At 61.5% G+C, this 18,337-nt stretch carries 14 protein-coding genes; 13 read left to right on the forward strand and 1 reads right to left on the reverse strand.

Annotated features, from left to right (window positions below; all coding sequences use genetic code 11):
• The first annotated feature begins 6 nt into the window (after positions 1-6).
• The 5 genes from DWY51_RS02685 (at position 7) to DWY51_RS02705 (ending at position 7,408) form a co-directional block, all read left to right on the forward strand.
• Positions 7-1,194, forward strand: coding sequence for an ABC transporter permease (locus tag DWY51_RS02685; protein WP_117769770.1), 1,188 nt, complete (start codon positions 7-9; stop codon positions 1,192-1,194).
• Positions 1,181-2,386: an ABC transporter permease gene (locus DWY51_RS02690; RefSeq protein ID WP_117769771.1), complete on the forward strand. Its 1,206-nt coding sequence runs from the start codon at positions 1,181-1,183 to the stop codon at positions 2,384-2,386. The genes DWY51_RS02685 and DWY51_RS02690 overlap by 14 nt, the downstream gene beginning before the upstream one ends.
• A 224-nt stretch (positions 2,387-2,610) precedes the next feature.
• On the forward strand, positions 2,611-3,324 hold the full coding sequence (locus tag DWY51_RS02695; protein WP_117769772.1) for an ABC transporter ATP-binding protein: 714 nt from the start codon (positions 2,611-2,613) through the stop codon (positions 3,322-3,324).
• An 8-nt stretch (positions 3,325-3,332) separates the two neighbouring features.
• The gene (locus tag DWY51_RS02700) at positions 3,333-5,999 is read left to right on the forward strand and encodes an ABC transporter permease (RefSeq protein ID WP_117769773.1); all 2,667 of its coding nucleotides are present in this window, start codon (positions 3,333-3,335) and stop codon (positions 5,997-5,999) included.
• A 203-nt stretch (positions 6,000-6,202) separates the two neighbouring features.
• Entirely contained in the window at positions 6,203-7,408 is a 1,206-nt protein-coding gene (locus DWY51_RS02705; protein WP_117769774.1) for a DUF362 domain-containing protein, read from the forward strand.
• Positions 7,409-7,539: 131 nt separating this feature from the next.
• On the opposite strand, the gene DWY51_RS02710 is transcribed toward DWY51_RS02705, so the two are convergent.
• Positions 7,540-8,505 carry an alpha/beta hydrolase gene (locus DWY51_RS02710; protein ID WP_117769775.1) on the reverse strand — a complete coding sequence of 322 codons (966 nt, stop codon included), beginning with the start codon at positions 8,503-8,505 and terminating at the stop codon, positions 7,540-7,542.
• A gap of 186 nt (positions 8,506-8,691) precedes the next feature.
• Between DWY51_RS02710 and DWY51_RS02715 the strand changes: the two genes are divergently transcribed.
• The 8 genes from DWY51_RS02715 to DWY51_RS02750 all read left to right on the forward strand — a co-directional run bounded on the left by DWY51_RS02715 (position 8,692) and on the right by DWY51_RS02750 (position 17,921).
• On the forward strand, positions 8,692-9,375 hold the full coding sequence (locus DWY51_RS02715) for a hemolysin III family protein (protein ID WP_199411349.1): 684 nt from the start codon (positions 8,692-8,694) through the stop codon (positions 9,373-9,375).
• A gap of 110 nt (positions 9,376-9,485) precedes the next feature.
• A complete protein-coding gene (locus tag DWY51_RS02720; protein ID WP_117716175.1) occupies positions 9,486-10,859 on the forward strand; it encodes a hemolysin family protein in 1,374 nt (457 codons plus the stop codon).
• A gap of 24 nt (positions 10,860-10,883) precedes the next feature.
• The gene (locus DWY51_RS09615) at positions 10,884-11,717 is read left to right on the forward strand and encodes a hypothetical protein (RefSeq protein WP_233504106.1); all 834 of its coding nucleotides are present in this window, start codon (positions 10,884-10,886) and stop codon (positions 11,715-11,717) included.
• Between the two features lie 136 nt (positions 11,718-11,853).
• On the forward strand, positions 11,854-12,243 hold the full coding sequence (locus DWY51_RS02730; protein WP_035136593.1) for a YtxH domain-containing protein: 390 nt from the start codon (positions 11,854-11,856) through the stop codon (positions 12,241-12,243).
• On the forward strand, positions 12,243-12,998 hold the full coding sequence (locus DWY51_RS02735; protein WP_055252569.1) for a hypothetical protein: 756 nt from the start codon (positions 12,243-12,245) through the stop codon (positions 12,996-12,998). Before DWY51_RS02730 ends, DWY51_RS02735 begins: the two co-directional genes overlap by 1 nt.
• A gap of 72 nt (positions 12,999-13,070) precedes the next feature.
• Positions 13,071-14,477: a polysaccharide deacetylase family protein gene (locus tag DWY51_RS02740; RefSeq protein WP_233504602.1), complete on the forward strand. Its 1,407-nt coding sequence runs from the start codon at positions 13,071-13,073 to the stop codon at positions 14,475-14,477.
• Between the two features lie 328 nt (positions 14,478-14,805).
• On the forward strand, positions 14,806-16,650 hold the full coding sequence (locus DWY51_RS02745; RefSeq protein ID WP_117735884.1) for a magnesium transporter: 1,845 nt from the start codon (positions 14,806-14,808) through the stop codon (positions 16,648-16,650).
• A 74-nt stretch (positions 16,651-16,724) separates the two neighbouring features.
• Positions 16,725-17,921 carry an Nramp family divalent metal transporter gene (locus DWY51_RS02750; RefSeq protein WP_117769790.1) on the forward strand — a complete coding sequence of 399 codons (1,197 nt, stop codon included), beginning with the start codon at positions 16,725-16,727 and terminating at the stop codon, positions 17,919-17,921.
• Positions 17,922-18,337 lie beyond the last annotated feature (416 nt).

The raw sequence follows: 18,337 nt of genomic DNA on the forward strand, positions 1-18,337 counted from the left end.
GCGGCCATGTTCAATACCATCATCACCACGGTCAAGACGCTGCTGCGCCGGCCGAGCACGTGGGTCTGGGGCGCTCTCTTTCCTATTGCGCTTTCCACGATGTTTATGTTTATGTTTGCGAACCTCAGCTCCGACGGCACGGTCGACCCGGTGCCGGTTGCCGTCGTGGCGGACGAGGCCTGGGATGCCTCGACCTTTAAGGACGTGGCAGCTTCGCTTGCCAAGGCAGGCGACGATCAGCTGCTCGATGTGAGCGAGTACGAAGACTTGGCTGTCGCGCGCAAAGCGCTCAAGGCCGGCGAGGTCGCGGGCATCTATACGGTTGATGCCGCGGGCACGCCCAAGCTTACGTTGCTTTCGAGCTACGATAGCTCGCGCGCCAGTACGGTGCTCACCGACCGCAGCATCCTGGAGACGGTGGCGAGCTCGTATACGCAAAATGCCGAGCTCATGCGCCAGATTGCCCAGGACAACCCGGCGGCGCTCGCCGACCCGGAGGCGGTTGCGCGCGCCCTGTCGCTTAAGGGCGGCACTCGCCGCGTGAGCCTTACGCGCACCACGCCCGACGGTACGACCATCTACTATTACGCGCTCTTTGGCCTGGTCGCGATGATGTCTTCCGAGTTTGCGGCCCTGGCCGTCGTCGATCTGCAGCCCAATCTGTCCGGCCTCGGCGCGCGCCGCTGCGTGGGCGGTCTTTCCAAGACGGCGTCGCTGGCCGGCATTTTTGTCGGCTCGTGGCTGGTTTCCTTTGCATCGATGGCGGTTGCGATCGGCTACGTGCGCCTGGTCGTGGGCGTCGACTTTGGCGGGCGCGAGGGGTTGTGCCTGCTGGGCGGGGCTGCATCCGCGCTTGCCGCCACGGGCCTGGGGCTTTTTGTGGGCACGCTTCCCGTTAAGGGCGGCAAGGCATCCAAGTCGGGCATCCTCACGGGCTTTGCCACCACGTGCGCCCTGTTCGCCGGCCTCTACGGCGAGCCGGCGATGGCGCTTGCCGACGACGTCGCCCGCGCTTGTCCGGTCGAGTGCTGGCTCAACCCCGTCAAGCTCATCTGCGACATGTTCAATCGCCTGTATTTCTTTGAGGACCTGGGGCCCTTCGCTGTTCGCGCCGGCGCGCTCGTCCTGATGGCCCTGGTGTTTGTCGCCGTCGCTACGCTGATCTTTGGAAGGAGCCGCTATGAGCACCTTTAAGACCGCGCTTCGCATGGCGCTGGCGCACCCGTTCTACCTGCTCATCTATACGGTGTTCATCTCGCTCATGGGCGTATTCATCGCGGCTTCGGTGAGCTGGAACTCGTCGCAGCTTACCGAGTACAAGCCCTACGACACCAACGTGATCGTGGTCGACCGCGACAATAGCGACCTTTCGCGGGCGCTTACCAAGCACCTGGGCTCACGCTTTGACCTGGTCACGGGCGTCGGCGACGACACATACGACCTTGCCGACGCGCTCTCCAAGAGCAACAGCGCCAAGGGCAGTGCCGATTGCGTGTTCTTTATCCCGGAGGGGTTTGAGGACGATCTTGTTGCAGCCGCCCGTGCGGGGGAGGCCCTGCCCAAGCTCGACGTGACCTATGGTTCCGGCACCATGGCGGCGGCGCTTTCGTCCGCCGAGGCCTCGCGCTGGATCTCGCTCGCGGGCGCTGCGGCGGCGCTTGAACCCGCTGCCTCCAACGGTGACGTCGCAAGGGCCGCCGAGCACGCGGCCGCAAAGCGCGCGGAGGTCCAGATCGAGCAGGTCAAGGTCGACTCGACTGCTGCTACCACGCTCGAGTCGTACTTCAACTTTGGCGCGTACGCGATCACCTCGTCGGTCATCGTGTCGGTGGGGCTGGTGTTTTCGGGCATGAACGAGCCCGAGCGCGTGCGCCGCATGGATGCCAGCCCGGTCTCTGAGCGCCAGCGTTCGCTCGCTGTGTTCGCGGCCGCCGCCGTGCTCACCGTCTGCATCTGGCTCGTGTCGAGCATGATGGGCGTCGTGGGCTTTGCCAGCGCGGTTGCCGAGGTCGGCGTGGGTCGCGTGTGCCTGGCGCTGGCGGCAACGTTTGCCCTGGCGTGCACGCCGCTGGCCGTTGGCTTTACGCTGTCGAGCCTGGGCGCGCGCGAGGAGCTGCTCAACGGTGTGGGCAACCTGCTCGGCATGCTCATGACGTTTTTGGGCGGCGCCTGGATGCCGCTGTCGCTCATGGGCTCGGCCGTGCAGACGGTGGCGCACTTTGTGCCGACGTATTGGGTGAACGACGCGATCGGCAAGGCGCTTGCCTCGGACCTGACGTCTGCCGTGTTGGGCGACATCGTCTGTGACCTGGGCGTCACCGTGCTCTTCGCCGCCGCCATCGCCGCCGTAGGCCTAGCCCTCGCACACGCCAAATCCCACGCCTAGCCGTAACCCGTCACTTGGGGACGTTCCTTTCCTGCTGGCACTTGGGGACAGTCCCGGCACTCATTGGGGACAGACTTAAATGAGTGGTTTCAGTCATATAAGTCTGTCCCCAATGAGTGCCCAATGAGTGGTTTGAAAAAATCCGCGACCGTCGCCTACATTTAGTTCGCCTGGGTTTACTATTACCCTAGAAAAGTAGCGGAAGGCTAACAACGGGGGATAGCATGTCGACAAAGCAAGCCTACGTCCAGGTCAACGGGCTCAAGAAGCACTACGGCGACGGCGATGCGCGCCTGACGGTGCTCGACGGCATCGACACGTCCATCAACCGCGGCGAGATCTGCGTCATGCTGGGGCCCTCGGGCTCGGGCAAGTCGACCTTTCTCAACCTCATTGGCGGCCTGGAGGATGCCGACGGCGGCTCCATCATGGTGGACGGCTGCGACCTCACGGTGCTCAACCCTACCGACCTGGGCGAGTACCGCCGTCGCGAGCTGGGCTTTGTCTTCCAGTTCTACAACCTGGTGCCCGACCTCACCATCAAGGAAAACATCGAGGTCACGGCGCACCTGTCCAAAAACCCGCTCAATATCGACGACCTGCTGCGTTCGCTGGGCCTCTACGAGCACCGCAACAAGTTCCCGCGCCAGGTCTCGGGCGGCCAACAGCAGCGTTGCGCCATCGGCCGCGCGCTCGTCAAAAACCCGGGCCTGCTGCTGTGCGACGAGCCCACGGGCGCGCTTGACTACAAGACGTCCAAGGAAATCTTGCAGCTCATGGAGGATGTCAACCGCACCTACGGCTGCACCATCATCATTGTCACCCACAATGCCGCCATCGCGCGCATGGCAAATCGCGTGCTGCGCCTGCGCGACGGGTGCATCGTCGAGGACGAGCTCAACGAGTCGCCCGTCGCGGCCGCCGAGCTCGATTGGTAGGCGGCGTCATGACACCTCTCGCAAAACGTCTCCCGCGCGAGCTGCGCCGCAATATCGGCAAGTATCTGGGCATCTTTTTGCTTATGTGCGGGAGCATCGCCCTTACCTCGGGCTTTTTGCTCGCGGCGCATTCCATCGGCTGCCTTATCGACGACATGCGCGATGCGTACACGATTGAGGACGGCCGCGTGACCACCTCCTTCGAGGCTACCGACGACCAGCTCAAGGCAGCCGAGGATGCAGCCGACGACGTCGGCGGCGTCACGCTCTACAAGAATTTCTCCATCGACGCCATCATCAAAAAGACCGCCGGCGACGACGGCACCAAGCGCACGCTGCGCACCTATGCGCACCGCACCAAGGTCGATATCGCGTCCTACTGTGAGGGCAGGCAGCCCAAGACGGACGATGAGGTGGCTATCGACCGCGTTTTTGCCACCAACAACGACCTCGCCGTGGGCGATAAGGTTGAGCTTGAGGGCCGCACCTACACCATCTGCGGCATCATGACCCAGCCCGATAGCCAGGCGCTGTTCCTCGACAATTCGGACTTTACGGTGAACACCATCACGTACGGCGTGGCCGAGGTCACCGACGCCGGCTTTGCCGCGCTCGAGGATGCCGGTGGTGCACCTGCCTACACCTACTCCTTTGCCTTTACCGATCGCGACCTCCCCACCGCGGATCGCATCGATGCGGAGCAGGATATGGTCGAGGCGCTGACCGATGCCGATGCGCGCGTGGACGATCTGATCGACGCCGATTCCAACCAGGGTATTGGCTACGCGCGCGACGACGTAGACGGCGACTCCATGATGTGGATGACGCTGCTCGACATTATCATCGTGATCATGGCGTTTGTCTTTGTGGTCCTTACCGACGCCACCATCGAGGAGGAGAGCGCCATCATCGGCACGCTGCTCGCCAGCGGCTATCGTCGACGCGAGATCGTGCTGCACTACCTGGCACTTCCCGCCATCGTGGGCGTGCTCGCGGCGCTTTTGGGCACCGCGCTCGGCGTCGCGTTCTTTACCGAGCCCATGCGCGGCCTCTATTACGGTTCGTACAGCCTGCCTCCCTTCCAGGTGTACTGGAGCTGGGAGATTTTTGTGAAGTGCGCCGTGGTTCCCGCTGCCGCGCTCATCCTCATCACGCTGGTGGGCCTGCTTCGCAAGATGGGCAAGACGCCGTTGCAGTTCCTTCGTCACGAGGCGAGCGGCAAATCGGGCACCAAGCGCGGCTTGCAGCTGCCGGAGCGCATGGGCTTTGTCTCGCGCTTCCGCCTTCGTATCTTCCTGCGCAACCTAGGCAACTTCGCCACGCTCTTCGTGGGCATTGCGTTTGCCTCGCTGCTGCTGCTCTTTGGCCTGGCGATTCTGCCCACGATGACGCATTACGCCGACAACCTGGAGACAAGCCTGGTCGCCGAGCACCAGTACACGCTCAAAGCTCCGCTGGAGCTCGAGGGCACTGCCGAGGAGCGCGAGCAGTGGTCGGCACTCGAGCGCTTGCAGTCGGTTGACGGCGCGCTGCTCTCCGCCGCCCAAGATGCCAGTGACGAGCTCGATGACGCGGCCGATGCGGCGCAGACGGTAACCGATGCCGCGGCCAGCTCTCCGTCTGCCGAGAGCCTGGCCGCGGCGCAGGACGCGCTCGCCAGGGTCCAGGACAAGAAGGACGCGCTCTACGCGCGCCTCGATGACCTTGCCGCTGCCCTCGGCTGCAACCGCGACGAGGCCATCGGCCTGATCGACAAGGCCTCTAAGATCGACACTGACAACGACGATATCCACCCGGTCAATTCGACCGACAACGGCGCGGGCGCAATCGCGCAGGCCGAGAAATATGCCGTCTACCAGCTGCAATACGACCGCGGCGATGGTAATGGCGAGGAGACGATTTCCGTCTACGGCATCTCGCCCGATTCGCGCTACTGGAAGGGCCTCAACATCGGCGACGGACACGTCGTCTTTGGCGGCGGCCTGCTCGACAAGTTTGGCTGGAGCGAGGGCCAGAAGGTCGAGCTTTGCGACAAGTACGAGGCTCGGGATTATTCCCTTGAGTACGCGGGCAAGGGCTGCTCCTGGGGCTCAAAGTCGGACATGAATATCTATATGAGCATCGATGACTTTAACGAGCTGTTCGACAACGATGCCGCCTACTTCAACGGCTATGTGAGCAACGAGAAGCTCGACCTCGACGCGCGCTACTTTGCCGGCGACACCACGCCCGACGACATGCGCGCCGTGGGCGACCAGTTTATCGGCATGATGAGCAAAATGATCGGCATGATGGTCGGGCTCGCGGTGTTTATCTTCCTGCTGTTTATGTACCTGCTGACCAAGGCGGTGATCGACCACAGCGCCCGTTCGATCAGCTACATGAAAGTCTTTGGCTATCGCGATAGCGAGATCTCGCATCTGTACATCCGCTCGATCACGCTGTGCGTGGCGGTGTCACTCGTGCTGAGCCTGCCCGTGATCATTGGCTCGCTGACCGCGATTTTCCGCTCGATGCTGCTCGCCTACAACGGCAATATCGAGATCTACGTGCCCGCTTGGTCCATGGCTGCATGCGTCGGCATCGGCTTTGCGACCTACCTGGTCGTGGCGCTGCTACACACGCGCTCCATCAAGCGCGTCAGCCTGGCCGAAGCCCTCAAGGTGCAAGAGTAGCAATTGGGGACGTTCTTAAACGACTAGTCATCGGGGACAGTCTTTGTCGGATTGCCGGCTCGTCGGCCGGGCTGGCAGGGACTGTCCCTGACGGCACTCATTAAAGTCTGTCCCCAATGAGTGGCCGTGCTTGACTTCAACCCCACTTCAATGGGTACCATCCTCTATGTCTGTAACGCCATATAGACCGAGGGGATATAACTATGACCGCAACTGCACCCGCAGCACCCGCTAAGGTGTACTTCACCAACCTGCGCACGCATGCTCGCGAGAGCCAGCTTGACAAGCTTAAGCGCCTCATCCGTCGCGCCGGCATTGAGCAGATCGACTTTGAGAACAAGTTCGTCGCCATTAAGATTCACTTTGGCGAGCTGGGCAACCTGAGCTTTTTGCGCCCCAACTACGCCCGCGCCGTCGCGGATGTCGTGAAGGAGCTGGGCGGCAAGCCCTTCCTTACCGACTGCAACACGCTCTATGTGGGTAGCCGCAAAAATGCGCTCGAGCACATCGACACCGCCTACCAGAATGGCTTTACCCCGTATGCCACGGGTTGCCAGATCATCATCGCTGACGGCCTCAAGGGTACCGACGAGGCGCTCGTCCCGGTCGAGGGCGGTGAGTACGTGCGCGAGGCAAAGATCGGTCAGGCGCTCATGGATGCCGATATCGTGATCAGCCTCACGCACTTTAAGGGCCATGAGCAGGCCGGTTTTGGCGGCGCCATGAAGAACCTGGGCATGGGCGGCGGCAGCCGTGCCGGCAAGATGGAGCAGCACGCCGCTGGCAAGCCGAGCGTCGATACCACCAACTGCGTTGGCTGCCGTGCCTGCGAGAAGATATGCGCGCACAGCGCCATCACGTTTGACGGTACGCGTGAGCGCGAGCTTGCCAACGGCAGCACTCGCACGGTTCATGTGGCTGCCATCGACCACGATCGCTGCGTGGGCTGCGGACGCTGCATTGCGGCGTGCAACCAGGACTGCATCAAGCCCGACTATGATGCCGCGGCCGACGTACTCAACTACAAGATCGCTGAGTACACCAAGGCCATCGTCGACGGCCGCCCGAGCTTCCACATCTCGCTCGCCATGGACATCAGCCCCAACTGCGACTGCCATCCCGAGAATGACACGCCCATCGTCAACGACATCGGCATGTTCGCGAGCTTCGACCCGGTCGCCATCGACCAGGCCTGCGCCGACGCCGTCCTGGCGTCCGAGCCGCTGCCTAACACCGAGCTTACCGACAGCGCGGCCAAGATGGAGCATAATCACGAGCATCTGGAGGGCGAGCAGGCCAAGGATCCCTTCTGCATCACGCATCCCGACACCGACTGGCGCGCGTGCATCGCGCATGCCGAGAAGATCGGCCTGGGCACGAGCGAGTACGAGCTCATCGAGGTCAAATAGCGCCTAGCTATTGGACATATCAAGCGCTTTTGTAGCGCAACGTTAGTAAAAACCGCCCGTGAGCACAGCGCCCACGGGCGGCTTTTTGGAAGTGCTAGGGGCCAGATAGACCAGTAAACCGTACTATTTGCTTAAAAATTCTTGTCGAGGAACTCGTCGACCGTATTCCAGTAGAGCTCGGGGTCAACTTGCGCGCTCTTGGCGTGGGTGGCGCCATGGATGGTGAGCTTTTGCTTGACCTTGCTGGCGCACACGTCGTAGTTTTGGTCGAGCATGTCGTACGGCACAAAGGTGTCCTGGTCGCCGTGGATGAACAACATGGGAACCGTCGCGTGTTTGAGTTGCTCCACACTGCTCGCCTTATGAAAGTCGTAGCCCGCGCGCACGTTGCACACCAAGTTTGCTACATCGAGCAAGGGAAAACTGGGCAGGCCAAATACATCCTTGAGCTGCAGGGAAAACTCGTCCCAAACGCTTGTATAGCCGCAGTCCTCGATAATGCATTTCACATTTGCGGGCAGAGATTCCCCCGCTACGTTCATGGCAGTCGCCGCGCCCATCGACTCGCCAAAGACCAGGATGCGCGCCTTGGGATCGGCCGCAACAATCCGCCCGATCCACGCGACGACATCGAGTCGCTCGGGCCAGCCCATGCCGATGTAGTCACCGCCGGAACGCTCGTGGGCGCGGGCGGCGGGTGCGAGTACGTTCATGCCGCGGTCGTGGAATCGCTTGACGTATCGGGCCATACCGATGGGCTCGTTGGTATATCCATGCAGGCAGACGGCGTAGTCGTGCGTGCTCTCCGACGCAGCAAAATACCAGGCGGCAAGCTCGGTCCCGTCATCTGCGGTGAGGCTGCTGCTCTCGCGATTCTCTTTATACCACGCCCGCGCCTCGGTTCCCTCGGCATCCGGCTGCTCACTTTCTTTGCCGTCCTTGCCGTCCTGCATCATCTTCATGGTGTATGGCGCGCGGGGATTCAGCGCGAAGTCAAACAGAAAGTTGCCGGCAAATCCGAGCAGCGCAATGACAACCACCAGCGCAACGACGCCGGCTATCTTGAGCTTTCGATGGGAACGTGCGTTTTGAGACATAAGAAGCTTTCCTATAAGATGTTAATACATCAACATTTAATGCAAGCGCATTATGGACGTTCACCGTTGATGCGTCAACAGGCAAAGAATGGGTAAACAAAGGGTCACGTATGGTGCAAATTTCGCACGCACCCAGACGCTTTGATATAGTGTTGAGAACTCTTTACGTTGGAGGATGTAACCGGCATGTCCGATTCGAGCGACAGTTCCAAGCCGCGACCCAAGGCCGCGGCCGTTCCGCACTACACGGTGGGCGAGGAGATTATGAACTCCGTCACCCATGGTGTCGGCTGCTTGCTGGGTATTGCGGGTCTGGTGCTCCTGATCGTATTCGCTGCACTGCGCGGCGGTGGCCCGGCCCACATGGCCGCGGCAATTGTCTATGGCGTCAGCATCATCCTCGAATACCTAGCCTCCACGCTCTACCATGCGATTCAACCCGCGCGCGCCAAGCGCGTGTTTCGCATCATCGACCACACCTGCATCTACCTGCTCATAGCCGGCAGCTATACGCCGTTTTGCCTCATCACGCTCGCAAACGACGGCGGCGCTGCGCTGTTCTTCGCCGTATGGGCCATCGCCATTATCGGCATCGCCCTCGAGTGCTTTATGCGCGAGCGCCAGCCGCACTGGGTAAGCGGCCTGGTCTACCTGCTGATGGGCTGGCTCGTTGTCTTTAAGCTGCCCGAGCTCGTGTCGCTGCTCAACCCCGTGGCACTTGCCCTGCTCGCTGTCGGCGGCGTGTGCTATACCGTGGGCGTGCCGTTCTACATCGCCAAAAACGTGCGCTATCTGCATAGTGTGTTTCACCTGTGGGTGCTCGCCGGCAGCATCTTCCAGTTCATGGCGGTGATTCTCTTCGTAATTTAGCGACCACGCCTGCGCGCCCGCGTCCTCGTTTGGGCGCCGGTGCAATTGCCGTATCCGTCATCAACGTTTTGACCTGACGTCCCGAATCTTGGAGGTTCGAGAAACTCCCGATGGACATAACCATCTCCCTTATCACTACCCTCGTTTTGACCCTCATCAACGGCTACTTCTCTATGTCCGAGATGGCGCTCACCACGGCCAAGCGCGCCGTGCTGGAGCATGAGGCCGAGGAAGGCGACAAGCGCGCCGAGCGTGCCATTAAGCTGGCTGCCGACTCCGACCAGCTGCTCGCCACCATCCAGGTCGCCATCACGCTCGTGGGCTTCGCCTCGTCCGCCGTTGCCTCGACGAGCCTGTCCGACCCGCTCGCCACGTGGCTCATGAGCTTTGGCATCGCGCCGCTCTCCGCCATCGCGCGCGGCCTGGCGCCGGTCATCATCACCGTCGCCGTCGCCTTTGTGTCCATCGTGATCGGCGAGCTCGTGCCCAAGCGCATCGGCCTTGCTAACGCCGAGGGCGTATCCAAGCAGGTCGTGGGACCGCTCTCCGTATTCCAAAAGATCGCCCGTCCGCTCGTGTGGCTGACTGGCGCTTGCTCCGATGGCCTGGCCCGCATCTTGCGTATCAAGAGTGCCGACGACCGTCAGAACGTCTCGGAGGAAGAGATCAAGTACATGGTCTCGGAGCAGGACGACCTGCTCGACGAGGAAAAGCGCATGATCCACGAGATCTTCGACCTGGGCGACACCGTTGCCCGCGAGGTCATGGTGCCGCGCGTGGACACCACCATGTGCGAGGACGACGAGACGGTCGCCGACGTGTTGTCCACCATGCGCCAGACCGGCTTCAGCCGCATCCCCGTCTATCACGAGGACCCCGACAACGTCGCGGGCATCGCGCACATCAAGGACCTGATCCAGCCCGCGCTCGATGGCAAGGGCGACCAGCCCATCGCCGGCTTTTTGCGCGACGCCACCTTTGTGCCCGACACCAAGGACATCCTGCCGCTGCTGTCCGAGATGCAGACCTCGCACGACCAGATCGTGGTCGTCGTGGATGAGTACGGCGGCACGGCCGGCATCATCACCATCGAGGACATCGTCGAGGAGATCGTGGGCGAGATCGAGGACGAGTTCGACCCCGACAACAAGTACCTCACGCGCCTTTCGCGCCGCGAGTGGCTCGTCGATGGGCGTTTTTCGTGCGATGACGCGATTGAGCTTGGTTGGCCGCTCGAGGAAAGCGATGATTATGAGACCATCGCCGGCTGGATTTTGGAGCTTTGCGACTCGGTGCCCGACATCGGAGAGGTGTTTGAGGTCGCGGGGTACAAGTTTAAAGTGCAGTCGATGCGTGGCCAGCGCATCTCGCTCATTCGCGTGATCGCTCCGGCCGAAACCGATAAGAAGGATTCCGAGTCTTCGGCAGAGAAGCCGGCGGCGTCGGGTGCGGGCTCTGTGGATCCGCACGATGGCGACGAGTAGGACAAGGAAGAGTAGGGGAGAGTTATGGCAGGCCTGTTCAACATCCTTAAGGTCACCGTCAGCGAGGACAAGATCTGTGCGCATGTGCTGGTGAACCCCGGCATGCCGCTCATGACCTCGGAGGACATCGAGGCCACGGCGCGCGTGTACTACCTGGTACCGGCGATTGCCAAGCACCTGTGCCTGGGCGATTCCGGCCGCGAGTTCCAGGACTGCATGGGTCAGACCGAGCTCTGCCACCTGCTGGAGCACGTGACGGTCGAGCTCATGAACGAGACCGGTCTTGCCGGTAGCATCTCGTGCGGCCGCACGCGCGTAAGCGAGCATGACGAGCGTGTCTTTGAGGTCGAGCTTTCGTGTCCCGACGACGCACTGGCCATCGGTGCGCTGTCGTCGGCCACCTTTATGATGGACTGGGCGTACCTGCACGCCGACCAGCCTGCCCCCGACGTGGAAGGCACGGTCGCGGGCCTGCGCAACCTGGTGCTGGGCATGCGCGCCGAGGCCGAGGGCAAGGATCCTCACGAGGCCGTCGCTGCTGCGAACGGCGAAGATGCTGCCGAGGACGAGGGCGCTGACGAGGGCGATGTGCCGGTCGACGCCGAGCCCGTTGCCGATGCGACCGCCGAGCCCGTTCCCACCGAGCCCCAGGGCGTCCCCAACTTTGACGACGAGCCCCAGGTGGCGATTGATACCGAGGGCGCGGTTGCCGAGAACCACGAGGCCTCCGCTGCCGTCTTTGGCGGTGCGGCGACGGTTCCGGCAGGACCTGCGCATGAGGGCGGCCTGCCACTCGTGGACGGCGCCGGCGAGGACCCGGGTGCCACGGTGGCCATGCCGGCTATGCCTCAGGAGTAGGCCTACGCGTTTATCACCATCACGTACCTGCGCCTTTGCCGTACGCAGATGAGCGGAGCGGCAAGTGATGCGCTGCGGGTATAATGGACAGCATTCAAATGGCGGGCACCGACGTGCCCGCAGGAGAGGAATGATCATGGGTAAGACTTTCAGCTTTGTCTCCGGCGCACTTTTTGGTGCCGCTGCCGGCGCTATTGTCGGCGTTGCTCTGGCCCCGCGCTCGGGCGCCGAGACCCGCGCCATGGCTGCCGATATCGCCAATGACGCCTGGGACAATATGCGCGACACCTACGAGCACAGCGCCGAGGAGGCCCGTGCCGCGGTGAATGACTTTGGCCCGATGGTCGACGCCAAGACCGACGACCTGCGCGCCAAGGTCGACCTGGCCCGCGAGCGCATGGACCAGCTGCGCGAGCAGCTCAACGACGCCATTTCGGGCGGCAACGTGACGCCTGCCGCCGACGTCGTGGTCGAGAACGCCGTCGAGGCTGATACCGAGGCTGCGGAGCCCTCGACCGAGGCATAATGCGCGCTGGGGATTTTGTCGGCGCCAAGATCTATCGCAAGCCTACCGAGGACAAGCGCACCAAAAAGGACGGCACACCGCGCAGCCCTAAAAAGCTCGGAAAGATTCACTTTCCGGTCTTTACCCCGGGCGGTACGCGCGTGGTCGGCTTTATGGTCCGCCAGTCCGATATCGCGGGCATGATCGAGCGTCCCGACCGATTCGTAGCGCTCGACGCCATTGGTGTCTACGAGGGCGCCATTGCGGTCGATGACGTCAAGGACACGTACGATGCCGCCGCCGCCAAGCGCCTCGACATCAACCTGGACGATTGCATCATCTGGGTCGGTATGGACGTGCGCACGGAATCGGGCGACGTCGTGGGCTATTGCTCGGACGTTGAGTTCAAGCCACGTTCGGGCATCGTGCAGGCATTCTATGTGACCGCCGGTGCTGCTTCGAGTGTTTTGGTTGGTGACACGCAGGTGCCGCCGACGATGCTACGCGGCTACGAGAACGGCGCGATGGTCGTCTCGGACGAGGTCAAGTCGCTTGGGTATTCGGGCGGTGCGGCCGCCAAGGCCGCCGAGGCCAGCGTCGTGGTGGGCGACAAGGTCAAAAAGGGCGCCAAGGTGCTCGACGACAAGGGATCGGTCGCCGTGGACAAAGGCAGTCGCGCACTGGGCAAGCAGCTCGGCAAGACGCGCGGCATGTTCAAGGCCTTTAAGGACGAATACCAAAAGGCGAGCGGAGGCTCGTCAAAAGCTACAAAATAGCGACGTACCAAATGATGGGAGGCAAGCCGGAGACCTGTTGCTCCGGCTTGCTGTGTTTATGGGGGAGGGCACATGCGCCAAAACGGATCCAACTTAAACGGGCGTTCGGGTGCGCGTCCGACGGCGCGCCGCGACCTGGGGCAGCTGCCCAGCGGTCAGCGCCGTCGCCGCCGTAAGCCCGGCGCGATGTACCTCAACCATAGCCGCGGGTTTAGCGACCGCAGCGCGCGCATCGGCAACGGGCGCTCGCCGCGCCGACCGTCCCGTCTGCCCTATGCGCTCATTGCCGTGGGCTGTGCGCTCGTGCTGTTTATCGCTGCCGTCGTGGGCTACGTCAACCGCAGCGTGGACGTGGAACTCAACGGGCAAAAGACCGCGGTGCGCGTGGGCTCTACGCTGCAGAATCTCATCGACGACCAGGAGTTGACCGATACCTACGACGCAGGCGACCTGCTAGCCGTCGATGACAGCGTGCTGACCCGCCATGGCGGCGAAAAGCTGTCGGTTAAGGTGGACGGCAAGCGCATAAAACAGGGCAAATGGGATAGCCGCGAACTTGAGGGCGGCGAGAAGGTGACGGTCAAGGATGGCCGTAACACCTACGAGAAGCATGAGGTTCAGGCTACGGTTATCGAGCCCAAGCTCAAGGTCGAGGGCACGGGTGCTATCGAGTATGTGCAGACATGGGGTGTCCAGGGCCGCTCCGAGGTGTGGGTTGGTGAGCAGTCGGGCAAGACGCAGGACCGCGGCGAGGTTGTGCCCGCCACCGATTGCGTCGTTGCGTGCGCCAGCGTGGCGCCCAAGGGCAACAAAAAGTACGTGGCGCTGACGTTTGACGAGGGTCCGAGCGGCGCTACCAAGCAGATCTTGCAGGTACTCAAGGAAAAGGGCGTCACCGCGACGTTCTTCCTGTCGGGCGATGCGGTCGAGGCCTCGTCCGCCACGGCCAAGGCGATTGTCGATGCCGGGTGCGAAATCGGATCCAACAGCTACAGCGACGATTCGCTCAAGGGCCAGGACCGTGAGGCGGTACGCGAGCAGATCACGAAAGGCACCGATGCGATTAAGTCGGCGACCGGCGTGAAGACGATGCTGCTGCGTGCTCCCTATGCTTCCTTTGACGAGCAAAACTGGATTGATGCGATGGACCTGGTCTCCGCCGTGGTCTCGTGGAATATTGACTCGGGCGACTGGCTGCTCAACGGTGCCGACGAGCAGGTCTCAACGGTGCTCGATTCGGTGACGCCGGGCAATATCGTGCTGCTCACCGATAGAGACGAATGCGCCGAGCAGACGCTCGAGGCGCTGCCGCAGATTATCGACGGTCTTGTCGCCGACGGATACAAGATCGTGACGCTCAGCGACCTGGTCAAGACGGACACATCGCTCAGCAAAAAGCTCACCTCGCTGACGAAGGTCACCATGCCCAAGGACGCCGTGTTCCCCCAACTTGCCGAGGACGATGACACCACAGAGTAGTCATTGGGTAGTCGTTTAAGAACGTCCCCAAGGGCTATGTCACGGATACGTCAGCGTTTGGTATGCCTGCAATGTGCAGCGCATAAATTCGATGCCGCAGGGCGATGCTGATGCTATAGTTACTGCGGTTAATGAGGGTCAAGAGAAAGGTTACAGGTGAAATCCAAACCTCGACCATACAGTCGATGACCCCATGCAGGTGCTTTTTGCGCATGCACGGGGTGTAAGCGTCGAGCGGCGTGCCGCCCGCGCATGCGTATACATATCCAGAAGCCCCCGGACGCCGCACGCGCGGCCGCGTCCGGAGGAATAATGATGGGGAGCACCATTGAATTATCTGAGTGAGATGCTCAAATTGCCGGTCTTGGACGTCGACGGCGAAAAGCTCGGCGTGGTCAACGATTTTGGCATTGCTACCGGCGAAGTTTTTCCGCACGTGACGTCGCTCGCGTTCCGCGGCCCCGGCAAGACGCCGTTTATGATCAGCTGGCGCAAATGGGTCGACCGTATCGACGAGACGGGCGTGTATCTCAACACGTCTGCCACCAATATTCGCTTCTCGTACCTGCAGCCGACCGAGCTCCTGCTGGCGCGCGACGTGCTCAATAAGCAGATCGTCGACACGCAGGGCATGAAGGTCGTGCGCGTCAACGACATCAAGTTTTCCATGTCGGGCGAAAACCAGCTGCGCCTGTTGGGTGCCGAGGTCGGTGCCCGCGGTCTGCTGCGCGCGATCAGCCCCGCACTCGAGCACGTCGTCGAGGGCTTTATGAAGCACCTGGGCAAGCCGCTCAGCGAGGACATCATCGCTTGGTCCTACATGGACCTGCTCGACCGCTCGACTAAAAACATCCAACTCTCGGTGTCGCACAAGACGCTCGGCGAGCTGCACCCTGCCGACATCGCCGACATTATCGAGCAGCTCGACCCGCGCCTGCGTGCGCAGGTGTTTGCGCAGCTCGATACTGCCCAGGCCGCCGAGGCCATCTCGGAGTTCGATGACGACGAGCTTATGACCGAGATGCTCGAGGGCCTGTCCGACACCGACGCATCGTCGATGCTGGCCATGATGGACCCGGACGACGCTGCCGACCTGATCGACGAGCTTGATTACGAGAAGGCCGAGAAGCTCCTGCGCCTGATGGGCGTCAAGGAGGAGAAGGCGATTCGTAACCTGCTGGGGTATGAGGACAACACCGCCGGCCGCATTATGACCTCGGAGTTTGTCTCCCTGCCCGCTACGGCAACGGTCGGTGACGCCATCGAGGCGATTCGCGAGCTCGACGAGGACTTCGAGAGCGTCTATTACGTCTATACCGAGGATCCGAGTGGCATGCTGACCGGCGTGCTTTCGCTGCGCACGCTGATCGTAGCCGACCGCGACGCCACGCTGGGTCAGTTGGCCTATCGCGACCTGGTCTATGTGTCGCCCGACGAGGACCAGGAAGACGTGACGGACGAGATGACCAAGTACGACCTGGTCGCTATCCCCGTCTGCGACGAGAACCGCCACATCCTGGGCATCGTGACCTTCGACGACGCCATGGACGTTATCGCCGAGGAGCATCAGGAGGACCTGCAGATCGCCGGTGTCGGCTCGGGTGACAGCGCGTCCGACGACTCGACGAACGTGCTCAGCTGGTTCGTGCATCGCCAGTACTGGGTTGTTGTATGGGGCATCGCATCGTGCATCATGGCGACCGTGCTGGGAACGGCGCTCGGCTCCGCGCATCTGGTGGTGTTCCCCATGTGCGCCATGCCGCTCGTGCTGCTGGCGGCCTCGCGCATGGTGTCGTTCGTCAAGAACTACTTCCTGGAGTATGACGGTCACGACGACGAGCCCAAGCCGTATCTGGGGTTCTTCTTCCAGAGCACGGGCATGGGCCTGATTCTGTCGCTCGTGACCTACCTGTGCGCCCAGCTGGTGCGCACCGCTGCGTTCCCCGATGCGCCCATGTTTGAGGAGCAACTCTTTACCGGGTGCTTTAATATCGCTGCCATCATTTGCCTGGTTGGCAACATGAGTGCCGTGATTTACCTGATGGTGCTGTTCTGGCGTGACGAGCATGACCTCAACACGTCGGGCACCGCCATGAACGTCATTGCCGTCATGATCTCGTGTGTGGCGTATTGCATCGCCGCGGTGCTGCTCGCCATGTCGGTCATGGGTTAGGTGGTCGCGTGCAAAATACCAAGCAAAAGTCGGGCACCAAGCAAAAGCTGACCATCGCGGCCATCTTTGGCGCTATGGGTCCCGGTCTGCTGGCGGCGCTTTCGGGCAATGACGCCGGCGGCATTGCAACGTATTCCAGTGCGGGCGCCAGCTATGGCTACAAGATGCTCTGGATGCTTCCCGTCATGACTGTGCTGCTCATCGTGACGCAGGAGACCGCGGCGCGTTGCGGCTGCGTGACGGGCAAGGGCCTGGCATCGCTCATTCGCGAGCGCTTTGGCGTGCGCAAGAGTGTACTTGCTATGGCGGCGCTGTTGATCGCCAACACGGCTGTGACCATTTCGGAGTTTGCGGGCATCGCCAGCGGTCTTGCTCTCTTTGGCGTGCCGGCGAGCATCTCGGTGCCGTTGGTGGCGCTGCTGGTGTGGATGCTTACCATGTCGGGTAGTTTCCAGCGCATCGAGAAGATTCTGCTGTTGGTAAGCTGCGTCTTCGTGACCTATATTGTCGCCGCGTTTATGGCTGGCCCCAACTGGGGTGAGGTCGCGGTCGACCTGGTCGTGCCTAACATTCAAAATGACCCCAGCTACGTGTCGCTCGTGGTCGCAACGATCGGTACCACCATCGCGCCGTGGATGATTTTCTTGGCGCAGAACAACGTGGTCGATAAGAACGCGGGCGAGGACGACATCGTGCTGCAGCGCATTGATACCGTGAGCGGCTCGATCGCTGCTGATATCATTGCGGGCTTTATTATCATCACGACCGGTACGGTGCTGTTCCCGGCGGGTATTCAGATTAGCGATGCTGCCGATGCCGCCCGCGCGCTGGAGCCCATCGCGGGTCAGTGGTCCACGGTGCTGTTTGCCTCGGGCCTGGTTGCAGCGAGCTTTTTGGCTGCCTGCGTGCTGCCGGGCGTTACGTCGAGTGCCATCTGCGAGGCATTTGGTTGGGAGCGCGGCGCCGATCGCAGCTGGGATGAGGCCCCGGTTTACCGCGGCATCATTACGGCCATCATCGGTATTTCTGCCGTGTTGGTGCTCATGCCCGGTGTCGATCTGTTCCAGATTATGATGACCTCGCAGGTCATCAATGGCGTGCTACTGCCCGTGGTTCTGGTGTTCCAGGTGGTTATCGCCGCCGACCGTCACATTATGGGCACTAACCGCAACGGTCGCGTGTGGAACGTGCTCACTTGGGCGACTATCGGTGTGATTACGGTGCTCACGGTCGTCATGTTTGTCCTGCAGGCGATGGGTTACAGCGCTTAGCGCCCACTTTTGCTTCCGAACAGGCCGCAGCGATGGACTGCGGCCTGTTTTTTGCCCGCTATAGGGCATTAGTTATATGGCAGTGGACAAAAAATGCCAAATATGAGTACTGTTGCTAAGTGAATAGCATTTACATCCAAGAAGATAATGGACATAGCCGATAGTATGTTCATTAAAATTGGCTCCAATATGTCTTAAACCAGTCAGGTTGGCTGCTTTAGGGGGTTGTAGGGGTCGCTCGGACGTCATTTTGGGTGGTTTTGCCTGCTACTAAAATGGTAACAGTACTCATATTTGCCCCTTTTTGTCCACGACCCCTTGGAGCCGGCTCGAAAAGAGTGATTTTGGGTTGTTTGCTGCGGGTGTGGGCTTGGAAACAACGTTCGGGGTGGCGAGGCGCCCAGAATTTGGTCGCA

This window comes from Collinsella sp. AF25-2LB, assembly GCF_003458415.1.
GTDB lineage: Bacteria > Actinomycetota > Coriobacteriia > Coriobacteriales > Coriobacteriaceae > Collinsella.